13 protein-coding genes are annotated in these 13119 nt (G+C 47.5%); 5 read left to right on the forward strand and 8 right to left on the reverse strand.

What is annotated here, in order from left to right; genetic code table 11:
- Window positions 1–15 precede the first annotated feature (15 nt).
- Complete coding sequence (locus L975_RS17300; RefSeq protein ID WP_052181417.1) at window positions 16–681, forward strand: ATP-binding cassette domain-containing protein; 666 nt, start codon at window positions 16–18, stop codon at window positions 679–681.
- On the forward strand, window positions 674–1471 hold the full coding sequence (gene fetB / locus L975_RS10695) for an iron export ABC transporter permease subunit FetB (RefSeq protein ID WP_047708587.1): 798 nt from the start codon (window positions 674–676) through the stop codon (window positions 1469–1471). The genes L975_RS17300 and fetB overlap by 8 nt, the downstream gene beginning before the upstream one ends.
- An 87-nt stretch (window positions 1472–1558) precedes the next feature.
- On the opposite strand, the gene L975_RS10700 is transcribed toward fetB, so the two are convergent.
- The 4 genes from L975_RS10700 to L975_RS10715 form a co-directional block, all read right to left on the reverse strand.
- Complete coding sequence (locus L975_RS10700; protein ID WP_010863518.1) at window positions 1559–2035, reverse strand: response regulator; 477 nt, start codon at window positions 2033–2035, stop codon at window positions 1559–1561.
- Window positions 2036–2206: 171 nt separating this feature from the next.
- Window positions 2207–3616 (reverse strand): sensor histidine kinase, encoded by a 1410-nt coding sequence (locus L975_RS10705; protein ID WP_047708589.1) that lies wholly within the window; start codon window positions 3614–3616, stop codon window positions 2207–2209.
- Complete coding sequence (locus tag L975_RS10710; RefSeq protein WP_010863516.1) at window positions 3616–5040, reverse strand: DASS family sodium-coupled anion symporter; 1425 nt, start codon at window positions 5038–5040, stop codon at window positions 3616–3618. Before L975_RS10710 ends, L975_RS10705 begins: the two co-directional genes overlap by 1 nt.
- Window positions 5041–5250: 210 nt before the next feature.
- Complete coding sequence (locus L975_RS10715; protein ID WP_197665258.1) at window positions 5251–5763, reverse strand: CBS domain-containing protein; 513 nt, start codon at window positions 5761–5763, stop codon at window positions 5251–5253.
- A gap of 588 nt (window positions 5764–6351) precedes the next feature.
- Here L975_RS10715 and L975_RS10720 point away from each other — a divergent pair.
- Window positions 6352–7344 carry a 2-hydroxyacid dehydrogenase gene (locus L975_RS10720; RefSeq protein ID WP_047708591.1) on the forward strand — a complete coding sequence of 331 codons (993 nt, stop codon included), beginning with the start codon at window positions 6352–6354 and terminating at the stop codon, window positions 7342–7344.
- A 453-nt stretch (window positions 7345–7797) separates the two neighbouring features.
- Complete coding sequence (locus tag L975_RS17305; protein ID WP_010863513.1) at window positions 7798–8391, forward strand: TetR family transcriptional regulator; 594 nt, start codon at window positions 7798–7800, stop codon at window positions 8389–8391.
- Between the two features lie 184 nt (window positions 8392–8575).
- Here the strand turns inward: L975_RS17305 and L975_RS10730 are convergent, their stop codons facing one another.
- On the reverse strand, window positions 8576–9274 hold the full coding sequence (locus tag L975_RS10730) for a hypothetical protein (protein WP_047708592.1): 699 nt from the start codon (window positions 9272–9274) through the stop codon (window positions 8576–8578).
- A gap of 221 nt (window positions 9275–9495) precedes the next feature.
- Here L975_RS10730 and L975_RS10735 point away from each other — a divergent pair, with 221 nt between their 5' ends.
- On the forward strand, window positions 9496–9957 hold the full coding sequence (locus L975_RS10735) for an META domain-containing protein (RefSeq protein WP_177326638.1): 462 nt from the start codon (window positions 9496–9498) through the stop codon (window positions 9955–9957).
- A 1017-nt stretch (window positions 9958–10974) separates the two neighbouring features.
- Here L975_RS10735 and L975_RS18190 read toward each other — a convergent pair.
- From L975_RS18190 to L975_RS10745, 3 genes are all read right to left on the reverse strand, one after another.
- Window positions 10975–11124 carry a hypothetical protein gene (locus L975_RS18190; RefSeq protein ID WP_156121201.1) on the reverse strand — a complete coding sequence of 50 codons (150 nt, stop codon included), beginning with the start codon at window positions 11122–11124 and terminating at the stop codon, window positions 10975–10977.
- A 650-nt stretch (window positions 11125–11774) separates the two neighbouring features.
- Window positions 11775–12437 (reverse strand): LysE family translocator, encoded by a 663-nt coding sequence (locus tag L975_RS10740; protein ID WP_047708595.1) that lies wholly within the window; start codon window positions 12435–12437, stop codon window positions 11775–11777.
- Window positions 12438–12661: 224 nt separating this feature from the next.
- Window positions 12662–12901 carry a hypothetical protein gene (locus L975_RS10745; RefSeq protein WP_047708596.1) on the reverse strand — a complete coding sequence of 80 codons (240 nt, stop codon included), beginning with the start codon at window positions 12899–12901 and terminating at the stop codon, window positions 12662–12664.
- Between the last annotated feature and the right edge of the window lie 218 nt (window positions 12902–13119).

A 13119-nucleotide genomic window follows, 5' to 3' on the forward strand; every position in this document is an offset into this window, starting at 1 on the left:
CATTACACATCACTTATGACCAATACGGTATTACGCGCCGATCAGGTTAGCGTTGAGCTGAATGGACAACCCTTGATTGCTCCGTTTTCAGCCGAAATTCGCCGCGCCGAACGCGTCGCGCTAACGGGGATGTCCGGCAGCGGCAAAACCACCCTGCTGGGAATTTTATCCGGTATGTATCCGGCCGACAGTGGTACAGTCTGGCTGTTTGACCAACCGGTGTCTCCGCTCACGCAGCAGGCTATTCGGCAAAAAATCGCCTATCAACCACAGCAGATCCCACCACTGGATATGCAGGTAGACACTTATCTGGAGCGCTTGCGCAGCTTTAAGCTCAATCAAGCCACCGCCTCCACACCGCCAGACATTTGCCAGCCACAAGCGCTGCTGGCCGCACTTGGCTTAGAGCCGGAGACCTTGCAACAACGCATGGCAGATATCTCTGGCGGACAGCGGCAACGTATCGGGCTAGCCGGTTGCTTGCAGCTGAATCGTCCGTTTTTGTTTGCCGATGAGCCCACCTCAGCCTTGGATGCCGATAGCAAGCAGCGCGTGTTTGCCTTGCTGGAGCAATTAGGTTGCACGCTGCTTAGCGTCTCCCATGACCCCGATATGGTGGCCTTCTGCAACCAGCATTGGCATATCGAAAACCAACAATTGCAGGTACTGGCACATGGATGAGTTATTTGTCAGCTGGACCGATGTCGCGCTCGGTGTGTTACTGCTGGGTATTCCCCTGCTTCTCAGCCGCTGGTTACAACTGAAACTGGGCAAAGACATCGTGAAATCGAGCCTGCGCATGATTGTGCAGCTGGCGCTGATCGGTGTGTATTTGGAATACCTGTTTAAACTGAACAATCTGTGGGTCAACGCAGCATGGCTGCTGGTGATGATGAGCGCCGCCGCCTCCAACGCTATCAAACGCACCCCGCTGCCACGCAAACGTCTGTTCTTGCCGGTTTTCGCGGGGATAAGCTGCGGCGCATTGCTGATCCTCGGCTATTTGCTGGTGGTGATTTTGCAGCCTACGCCGTGGTTTGATGCGCGCTTTGCTATCCCGCTAGCCGGTATGTTGCTGGGTAATGCGCTCACCGCGAACTATCTGGTGTTAGATCGCTTTTATCGCGCTGTCGTCAATCAACAACCGATGTGGATGATGGATCTGTCGCTGGGTGCAACGCCGTGGGAAGCCGCCTTACCGTACGTCCGCCAAGCTATGCGCTCGGCATGGTCGCCGACAATTTTGTCGATGGCAACATTGGGGATTGTCTCGTTACCGGGCATGATGACCGGTCAGATTTTGGGCGGTAATAGCCCTTTGTTGGCAATTAAATACCAGATTCTGGTGATGCTTTCACTGCTGGCATGCACCACCTTGTCATCCACTTTAATGCTGATGATGAGTCTGCGCGTCACACTCACCCCACAAGGGGTACTCGATCCTGAGCTGGCGAAGCTGTACCGCGAATAACTAGAATCACTGCCGGGAAATCGGGTATACCGAAACAAATGAGCCCCAATACTGGGGCTCTTTTTGTCTGCGGCAATCAAGATGGTGCTAGTCGCGCATACGCTCCAGCAACACCGCTTGGTCGGCAAACTCAATATAAGGCGTTACATCCATACCGGTATCAAACAGATACTCGGTCAGCAATTTACGACAAATTGCCAACAGCGGCTCCGGTTGCCACGGTTTTTCAATGTAGTGCTGAATACGGGCGCGGTTCACCGCATCTATAGTGTCTTTGTGCGATGCCTGACCGGTCAGCAAAATCTTTTTGGTTTGGATAAAGCGCATGTCTTGGGCAATATCGGCCAGAAAATCGACGCCGCTTTTGCCCGGCATAATATGATCGGAAATCACTAACGCAATCGGACAACCTTCAGCATCGAGCTCGTCCATTAACCCCGCCGCTTCATCGGCAGACTCACACTCTTCAATACAGACCCAGTCACTCAGCTTTTCGAGATCTCTGACGACAGCGCTCAGCACATCTCGCTGATCATCCACACAAATCAGATACAGCTTTTCCATTTTGACCTCCTGTAAAATCCCTTTGCTTGTACCTGCACAGGCTCACGTAGGGTGTCGCGAGTTGTGGCGCGAAGGCTGATTTTGGTAGCGAAGATAAATAATTAGCCTCGATAATGGCTAACTCACCACCAACCCCAGCGCACACCCGTTTTGCCTGCTGCAAACACACGATTATTCATCGTCATCATGGCGTTCTGGCGATGACAGCGGCTCCGCCTGCAACGGCAAACGAACACGAAAACGGGTATATTCTGGCGTGCTTTTCAAGAGCAAGTCTCCGCCATAACTCTCCACCAAACGCTTAACGATATACAAACCCAACCCCAACCCGACCGTTTGCCCTTGGCGACGCGCCGACATGGTTTTGGTCGTAAAATTGGGCTGGAAAATACGTGCCGCCACCTCTTCAGGGATCATCGGGCCATTATTGGCCAGTGAGATCTGAATCGAGCGTTTACCGGCGCGGGTAGAAATCTTGATGGTGGGATCAGGGGTTTGCGCATCTTTCATCGCATCCCAACCATTTTTGATGATATTGACCCAAACCTGCACCAGTTCGGTGGTATTTCCATACAAAGGCGGTAATTGCCCCAGATTCAAATCAACATTAACCTCACGCAAATGACTTTGCAGTAGCGCCAAGGCTTCGCGGACAGATTCATTGACATCAATCCCCCACTGCCGCTGATAATCGCCGCCCCCCAACTGCTTCACCGATTTGACGATGCCAGAGGCATGAGACGCCGCGAGTTGCATGTCATAGCAATCACGCCCTATTTCCCAGAGCTGCAACGCGCCCTCGAGCGGCTGTGGTAATTCGGTTGGGATAGCGCCATCATCCAGCGCTCGCGCCAAGGTTTTCGCTTGCTCCGGCGCTAACCCAAAACGACGACGCAACTCCGCCGCCTGTTGGCGCACCACCGAGCTTGATGCGGTTTGTCCGGTCTGCTGACCTCGGTCAAACCAACTGATCAACGACGGCGATTTCTCCTGCAACAAAATCCGCAACACCCCGCTCAGATAATCGGATTTGCGCGCCAGTACCCCGACGGCATTATTCAACTCATGCGCCAAGCCAGCAGCCAGCTGCCCGAGCGTCGAGAGCTTCTCCGCCATATGCAAACGGCGGTTGGCAGCCTCGCGCTCACGCGCCATCTGGCTCAAACGCCATTGCCGACGCTGCAACTCCTCCACGATCACCGGCATAAACTGCTCACTCAAGCTGCCGTGCAATTCAGGATCGACCGGCCGCGTACGGATATCTATCCACGCCAGCTCAGCCTCCGTCTGCGCGACTACGCGGCTAGAGGCCACCAGCCGATAAGAGAAGAAACTGTGCACCCCGATAAAGGTGCCCGGGCTTGCCAAAAACAGCTCGGCTTGCTCCTCTTCCCCCACATCATCCGGTGCACTGACCGTGGCGATCAGCTGCCCAGAATGCACGTAATAGAGCCGCTCATTGAACTCGCCTTGGTCCATCAGCACATCACCGGGCAGCAAGGTGATCCGCTGCGCCGGATGCGTGAAATAATCGCGGATAATGCGCTCAAACACAGTCGGTTGCGTTGCAGATACGGGCATCAGATCACCCCTAACTGCCCAAGCAGCGCCAACATCATCAAGCACAGCACCACGCCGATGATGCCAAGCCACGTGCCGGTTTTTGCCATTTGTGATGACTCCACCATTCCCGTGGCATGGGCCAGAGCGTTAGGCGGCGTACTGATCGGCAGCGCCATTCCTAAAGATGCGGCAAAGGTCACCGCCAAGATAAGTGTGACTTCATTCAGGCCAGAAACCGTACCCGCCAGCGCCGCCATTAGTGGTAACAACAAGTTGGCCGTGGCGGTGTGAGACATAAAGTTGGCCATGATCAAGGTCAGCGCAACCGCCCCTAACAGCACTGCTACTGCCGGATAGTCGGCAAACGGAATGCTGTGCACCAAGCGCGCCGCTAAACCGGTTTTCTCCAACGCCAAGCCCAGTGCAATACCGCCCGATACTAACCAGAGCACGTCCCACGACATCTTTTTCATGTCATCACGGGTGATCACCCCAGAAGAGACAAACACCGCCACAGGGATCAGTGCCACCACGTAGGAATTCATGTTGTGCGCGCTGCCAAACATCCACAGCAAAACGGTCGCGATAAAAGTGACATACACCAGATAGGCTTTACCGGTTTTCAAAAACTTACCGCGAATCTGAACATCAATTTCTTTTTGTTCTGAAGCATAGAAGGTGTTGAGCAAGATCCAGCTGATAACCAGCATCACCATCACAAATGGCACGCCGAACATCATCCATTCACCAAAGGAAATCGCGTTCTCGCCAGTCAAATACTTGAGTGCAACCGCATTCGGTGGCGTACCAATCGGCGTGCCAATCCCGCCAATATTCGCCGCAACGGGAATAGACAGCGCAAAGGCCACCCGCCCACGATCGCCGGCCGGCAATGCCGCCAGCACCGGCGTCAAAATAGACAGCATCATGGCCGTGGTCGCCGTGTTACTCATAAACATCGAGAACACTGCCGTCACCACCATCAGCCCCATCATCACATTGCGTGGATTACGTCCGAACGGTTTGAGCAAAACTCGGGCCAAGTTCACGTCAAGGCGGTATTTGGTCGCCGCCATGGCCAGAAAGAACCCGCCCAGAAACAGCATGATGATTGGCGAGGCAAAGGTCGCCATGATCTCTTGGTAACCCAGTTGGGTGCCGAATGCCAGTTCATCGTTTGCGGGCAGTGCCAGCCAAATCGATTTATCGGAGATCAGCAGTAATTCCAGCACAATAATCAGCACTGAAGTGGCATAGATAGGAATCGGTTCGAGGATCCAACAGAGCGCGGCTAAGACAAAAATAGCAATCACGCGCTGCTCGATGGTGGTCAAGCCCGGCATCATAAACCAGTCGGAAGGAGCTAATAAAATGAGGATAAACAACAAAAAGGGCAAGGTTTTGAGCCAAAACCGCCATGAACCGTAGGTTTCTCTATCCATGCGTAACCACCGTCTTTAATAATCCATAAAAAAGTTACGGATATCATCTCAGACTGGGGAAAAATCGCCGTGAGTTATGTCAGAAAAACATAATGAATCAATTAGATATCTATTTTTGGACCAAGCGCACAGCTCGGAACGGCACAATGGAAAACTCCGAACTTGTGCGCAAAGAACAGTTAATATCACTACTGCCATAAACCAACTCAGTTATATGACATTGTGATTCTTGGAAAGATGGTTATATATAGCGCGCATAATGTCATGGCGATCTATAATGCCCACCACACGACCATCCAGACAAACCGGATAAATCTTCGGTTTTTGTTGCGCCATCATCTGTGCAATCTCCACCACAGAGTCATCAGGGGCAACCGTCAGGACTTCGGTTCGCATCAAATCAGACACATAGGAAAACTCACTGTTATGGTACGACGCACTGAGCAAGCGTTTGATCATGTCTTGTTCGGAGATAAATCCGGCCAACATACCGTGCGCATCAACCACCGGAGCGCCAGTCAGCTGATTATCCAGCAGAACCTTTAGCGCACCCGTCAGCGTCATTTTAGGTGACAGTGTCACGATCTTGCGATGCATATAATCAGCAACTTTAATGGACTCCATGGCAATCCCCTCTTCTAGCGAAAGAAAACACGGCAGCAAAGAATAATGTTCGGTATTTTCTTCTAAAGATAGACAAGGTTCAGCAGATAACAAAGTCACCAGCCCAGCTTATTTGAACATTGTCGGTGATTCGAGCCGCAACGCGCCGTCAGCACGCAGCAAAATGCGACCACGACACTCAACCGCAGCGAGACTCAAGAGTCCATGTAGCCAGTGTATAGTCCGTAAAGTGTGAACCCGATGACCTAGGCAAAGAATTTCACAGACGTACCACTCACCGAGCATCTGGCTTCATCCATACTTATACGGGACTCGTGCCGAGGTTACCGATTGAGATTGAAGTTCAGCATTGATTGGGAAGTATGGCGAGACGTGTGTAGAAACATGATGTGTACAAACATTAAGTGGCGAGAGTCGATATACCCAAACAACGTGAAGTTGCTGGTGGCCAGTGCATGAAGCCCCATGAGCATAGGCAAACTACGTGATTGAGGTGAACGAACGCAGCCAACACCACTGCGGCTTCTGTCGCTGCGGGTTCTCTCGCCAATTTATGAAAATAAATAACATAAATTAGAGCTGTACACCTTTGTTAACGTCTACTTACAGTGCGACCTGGCACGTTATTTGATTTGCATCAATTATTTCTGTAATTTAATTACAGCTTGAGTTGCGGAGAATGTGACCATGAATATCGCTGTATTCAGTACCAAACAATACGATCGTAAGTTTTTCAGCCTGGTAAATCAGGATTTTGGCTTTAATATCGAATTTTTCGACTTTAAATTTGATGCGAAGACCGCGCGGATGGCCGAAGGCGCTGACGTTGTCTGTATCTTCGTGAACGATACCGCCGATCGTGAAGCTATTCAGGTGCTTGCTCAACAGGGGATCAAACTGATTGCTCTGCGCTGTGCCGGATTTAATAACGTCGATTTGGAAGCCGCCAAAGAGTACGGCATCACCGTCGTGCGTGTGCCCGCTTACTCCCCGGAAGCCGTCGCAGAACATGCGGTCGGTATGATGCTGACCCTGAATCGCCGGATTCACCGCGCTTACCAGCGCACCCGTGATGCCAACTTCTCACTGGAAGGCCTGACCGGTTTTAATATGCACGGTAAAACCGCGGGGATCATCGGTACCGGTAAAATCGGTATTGCCACCATGCGTATCCTGAAAGGATTTGGCATGAATCTGCTGGCCTTTGATCCGTACGAAAACCCTGAAGTGGCTAAACTCGGTGGTAAATATGTGGATCTTGATACCCTGTTTGCCCAGTCAGATGTGATTTCACTGCACTGCCCACTGACACCGGAAAATCGCCATCTGCTGAATGCTGATGCGTTTGCCAAGATGAAGAAAGGCGTGATGATCATCAACACCAGTCGTGGTGCTCTGCTGAACTCTCAAGATGCTATCGAAGCCTTGAAGCAAGAGCAGATTGGTTCTCTGGGTCTGGATGTGTATGAAAATGAACGCGATCTGTTCTTCGAAGACAAATCCAATGACGTGATCAAAGATGACGTGTTCCGTCGTCTGTCGGCATGCCACAACGTACTGTTCACCGGTCACCAAGCGTTCTTAACCGAAGAAGCGCTGACCAATATCGCCGAAACCACACTGAGCAATATCGCAGAGTTCGTTAAAACAAAACACTGTGTAAATAAAGTCGAAATATAATCCGACATCCGAGCTCTGACCAAAAAAAATTATCGACAGGGGGTTGTATACCTCCTGTCCTATTTTCCCCAAGCCCTCCTCAAAGAACTAAAGATATTTCATTAAGTTAATTAATTTTAAAACACACTGTCTTAAAAATAACGCTGAAATATCCGTGAGATACGACACTATACTCCCGCTTGTTTGTTTCTGATTTTCTGCTAAGTTATGCCTTCTTTTGCGCAGAATATAGGCAAAACATGTCAATTCGTCGAATACCGTTACTTTTATGAATGGAAATTGATATCAATGCTGTCGGAAACCCGACAAAAATACATTGAACGATTTATTCAAATGCTATTTGACGAACTCAAGCTTTCGCTTCTAGCTTTATAAATAAAACAACACCAATTGTGATAAAACAAGTTCGAACAGTGGTCACCGATAAAATCACAACACATGAGGAATCACGTCGTGCAGCGACAACAACCACTACAACGCCGTAGCCGGGAGCGCGTTCAACGCATCTTGGATGCTGCAGCAGAACTATTCGACCAGAAAGGTATTGATGCGGTTAACCCTGGTGATATCGCTAATCATGCGGGTATTACTCGGACTTCACTGTACCGATACTTCCCTAATAAAACCTCAGTCATTCATGCACTGGCTCTGAGCCATCTGGAAAAGCTCCGCGAGCAATTCCGTCAGGTCAGAGATCAACGATTGGATGGCGAAGAGCTGATTAATGCTCTACTGAACGTACATATCCATTTTCTGAGTAAAGAGCCCGGCTATCAGGCTGTATGGTCTTCTGTAGCGATTACACCAGAGCTGCATAACCTGTATGAGTTGGAAAACGAATGGTTATCTGATGTTTGGGGTAATTTGATTATTCATTTAAACCCTCATTTTGATGAGAGCCGCTTACCCACTATCCGTAGAATGATCCCACTGATTGTAACGGCTGTACTGCGTGATTGCTCACGAGACAGCACAGCACAGTTAGATGATTATTTTGCTGAATTACGCAATATGCTTTATCTGCTGTTTGGATTAAAAAGTAAGTAAACCACTGGCCAAGGATCGGCCTGTTACCCTACCCTTTATATTGCCCCAGCGGTCAATACATCAGCACTAACTCTATTAAATAGTTTCACTGCATTAATACTACAATTAATCTGTGAGATTACGGCTCGTCTTATCTCAAAACCGTTATCAGCATTTCATTCATGCGATAAGCAATCAAAGTAAGTTAAATCCAATATCCAATATTAATCGCACCATTAAACAAGTTACTTATCACACAAATAGCACTTACAACCGCCATTCGACCCAACCCAGGCTTCTCTTTACTAAACTCAGGCCAAATCCAAATGACAAATGCAACAGCCAGCATCAGCAATGCCCCTGCGGTTGCATATTGTGCAGAAACGGCATTGATAAGATTTACATTAAGTGCGGATCGCACTGCTTCAGCACATGCGGCTAAAATACCCAATAACCCCGTCGCAGGTAATAGACGGTAAAATGCTTGTAATCGACAACGTGCAGAAACCATCAACGTATGTGTTACTGCAGCGCCAGATGTCAGCAAACTGACCACCATCACCGCTTTCGCCGGCAGCACAAACAGCGCAGCTATAAAGGCAAACACGCCGACAATCGCTGAAGCAAACAATGCATTTCGTGCTCGCACTGGCTGGTGGCGAGAAAATTCATACGCAATCCCCGCTACAGCAACCAAAAATACCAATACTGAATTTTCTAGAGAAACGGCACCCGCAGCCAACGTTGACAACCATAAAACCGTCAACCCACGCCCCTGCTTAATCAAGCGACGACGCTGCCCCGGACAGATTTGCCCCTTCCACAGAACCACCGCAATGACCACATTGACCATCACCGCAATGCCCAGTAATACTGGAAACACAAAATCCAACACATTCAGCATATGAACGAGATCTCACCGCATCCACAAGAAAAGAGAGATTATAATTTGGCCTTAGCCCATCACAAAAGGATTTATCATTAAAGCGCAGCCAAGTCAGAATAGTGCTATTTCGCTTGCAGATTTAAGGTATGATTTTCATATTATGTCGCATCAAGATTACAGAGAGCCAACACTCTGGAACTGATTATTTTACTAAGCAAATTAAATCGCTGGCTGACCTTATGAACAAACTGCTGCTACTCCTCCCCTTGTTAACACTGACCGCATGCACCAACACCGCCGCCACATCAGCAAACGCCATAGCAACATCCTCTGCGTCAGAGTCATTGATCACGCCACAAATGCTAGCGCATCGTCATTTTGTGTTGACTCAGGTTGACCAGACTCCGGTTCAACAAGGCAACACCATGTATCCCGGTATCGATTTTTATGAAAATAGCCAACTGGGGGCGACCTTTTGTCATGAGCTACAAGGCACTTACCGTATTGATGGACAACGGCTCGTCAGTGACCTTCGCCCGCTAACACAACAAAATTGTGCGAATCCCGAATGGGAGAAATGGGACGCAATGTTTGCCCATATGCTACAGCAAGGGGCAACGCTGACATGGCAAAACCAGATTCTTCATCTGACGGATGGGCAACATACGATGCGATTTAAGCTGAAAGACTGGGTGTATTAACAGCGTCACGGAGGGAGAGAAGCAGCTGAGAAGCAACCGTTCACACTGCTCGCTCACAAAGTAAGTTCACAAAGCATAGCCAATAAAAAACCGGAATCCTCTATCAGCGATTCCGGTTTTAGGTGTACATACTATCGATGTTTACGTTAATCACTAAAGTCATCAGCAATGTTTTCCACCACCAAGGACTTCACCGGTTATTACTCGTACCACAAAACCTCTACTTAACAACGGATTATGTCGCTATTCTCATCTCGTCTCATTGCCGTATCACTACAACAATAACACGCCCAACCTATCTCCAGACTCGTTTGGCTCCTTCAGCCAGATTGTTTTACGTTTAACATCTGTAACTGCCGGACTTCACTGATTCCGTTAGCTAATTGCTAGCTCGTAAATCAGGCCTTACGTGTTTGATTTTCATTGCGTTTCGTTGCGATTTATCTTTACTAACCTTTACCTTGTTGCTTCGCTTTATCTCATTTAACGTCAGTTTTGACCGATTTGTATCTTTACGTTTAACGTTACAGTTTTTGCTCACTCGTTTGCGATACAACAGCATGTTAATTCATGTGCTATCACTTGAGTTATACCCTTATAACAAGGTGTATTAGCTACAGACTCGCTGTATTGGTACTTTGCATTTTACTGTTTGACTGTCCGGTCAATTACCCCATGCACTTACCTGATGGCCATCTTCACGTGGAACCTTACATGGCCGGTAACGCATTACAGTATAACGTTTACTTATCACTGATACGTACTACTGACTTTACTTCCTGCTTACTCTACTTTCCTGAGTATATTTACGGTGTTTACCATATCTAGATCTAGCTTGTTGCGTTTCTTGCTTAGCTTTCCTGCATCTTGCTGTTGCCTCTTGTCACTTGCCGCTAGGCTAGGATTTTCCTGCTGTTGCTAGCAAGGATACGCGAGTTATGCTTCCTTTTGTCACCCTCCTTATGACCGCATCGCGTTGATTCACTAATCAAACATTAGTATATCAAATTACCGTTTTCAATCAGTTTCCTGATCCCAGCCTGATGGTGTTTTGGACGCACCATAGAAGCTACCCATTTGACCATTGCTCGTGGATTTTCGGTTCATCATAAACAAACCTACCACAGCCAGTAACACGACAACACTTAACGATAATGGAATCAGCATCCTGCCACCTCTTTGAGGATTGGTTTGAATGATTTACCTATAATCCCTGATAACGCCTCCTTTCCTTTACTTGGTTACACGTTTCCGGACTCTGACACCACAACCGCGGTGTTCAGTGTTCCGTGACATGTATCATCACACATACCATTCAAAAGTGGGCTGTCATCATTTGCTTCCAGCGAGATCACTTCAAACCAAACTGCATTTCAGCGTTCAGATACCAGAAGTGTTTGCTCCCAACTGGGATAACATGCCCTAGAGTCACATTACCACCATTCATCAAACAGGGTATACAGGCCGGTTACCTTTAATTACCATCTGATTACATGTCTTACGCTTTCGGTTTTACGCGTTGCTTTTCTATGTTGCAGCAGATGTCTTTGATTTTTCTTTCAAAAACAGATGCCTTTCACCTATAAGTCTCTATAGGTATTCCTTATAAAGGTATTATCTTTCAATACCCATTATTGAGTTTAGTTAAGGTTGGTGAACTTGCCAGTCAAAAAGTGATATCCGAAGAGAGAAGTCGTCGAAGGATGAGATAAATCACAACTCGTTAGATTATCCTGCAAACTTCTGGCTCGCTATACATTTAAACAAGACGGCCAGTTCAAGAACAAGATTAGGACAACAACGGCAAGATGAGTGATTTAACCTAATAATATCCTTAATCCAAAGTAAGTGAACAATCCGCCACAGCAAAGTTCAATGGGAATAAAAGCTTTGTGATATACATTTTTGGCCGCGGATTTAGAAAACACTACCGCCAACGTCATGTGCCACATAAGTGTAATGCAACACATAATGATCACAACCAGTGATGCCAGCGTGGCAGGAAATACATCAGGAAGCGTGACAGAAAAAAGACTGAGGACAAAAAGACCTGTTTTAGGATTAATAAGACTGGTTACCATCGCTGTTTTAAACATTGATTTCGTTGATGGCGCAACCGAATACACAGGTGTTATGCTTGTTGTCAGTGGCACTGGCTCTATTTTTACTGCGTGTCGTTTAATTATTTCATACACGACCTTGTACAACTTGTTATAGCCTAAATACAGTAAATATATTCCACCCGCACCTTGCACCAGGTAGAGCAACCAAGGGAATGTTTTGAAGAGCAAAAGCAGACCAGACACACCCAAGAGAGCCCAGATAAATACCGCGCTAGTTACGCCCAATGCAGCCCAAGACGCACTGTGACGACCTTGCGTCAACGCAGTATTCAAAGTTAACAGCACATTCGCGCCAGGAGTCAGTACAGCTAATCCCCAAATCACAGCAACATGCCACAGTACGGTTACATCCCCCATTTGCAATCTTCCTTGTTATCCTAAGTTTACCTAGCTATTATTTACTTTCCAATCAGTGACATAGCAATCATCTGGTCACCAATAAAATCAACTCATAACCACTTTATGCCTACGTTCTTGATTATTCCGTATCAAACGCAAACAGGCTCACCAACATGCTAAACGGCATTTATCCTCCGTTGAACATCTTAGTAAGCCTGTTGCCAGTCACAATGATTAAGCAATCAAAAAACCGCTTTGGTTATTGCAATAATGCTAAGCAATGCCATAAACGCAGCTGAAATACCTAGATCCCAGCAATACGTCAGCGCTTCATAATCCATGGCCTCATCTTTTCGTAATTGTAATACGAGAAGAACAAAGAAAAACACAGCAAGAAAAAACGTTGTGAGCGCAAAAATGCCTCTAAACGTGAGAAGGTTTTTACGTAGTTTTTGTAATCCTGTTCCATGGATGGCTGGCATTTTACACCTGATACATACCCAAGAGTGTCCACTCATAACGCATATCTTCTATTCAATATACAACATGATGCCTAATTATTATTTTTGTACCAGCTCATTTATAAAACACCTTTTCCATATAGAAAAGAGATTGAGCGAGATAAAACAAAACAACCTTTTAATTATTACACAACGAATAAACTAAGTATAAAGACAATTATTTTTTGCGAGATAACGCC

Origin of the sequence: Plesiomonas sp. ZOR0011 (genome assembly GCF_000800945.1) — a bacterium.
GTDB classification, from domain to species: domain Bacteria; phylum Pseudomonadota; class Gammaproteobacteria; order Enterobacterales; family CAMTGL01; genus Plesiomonas; species Plesiomonas shigelloides.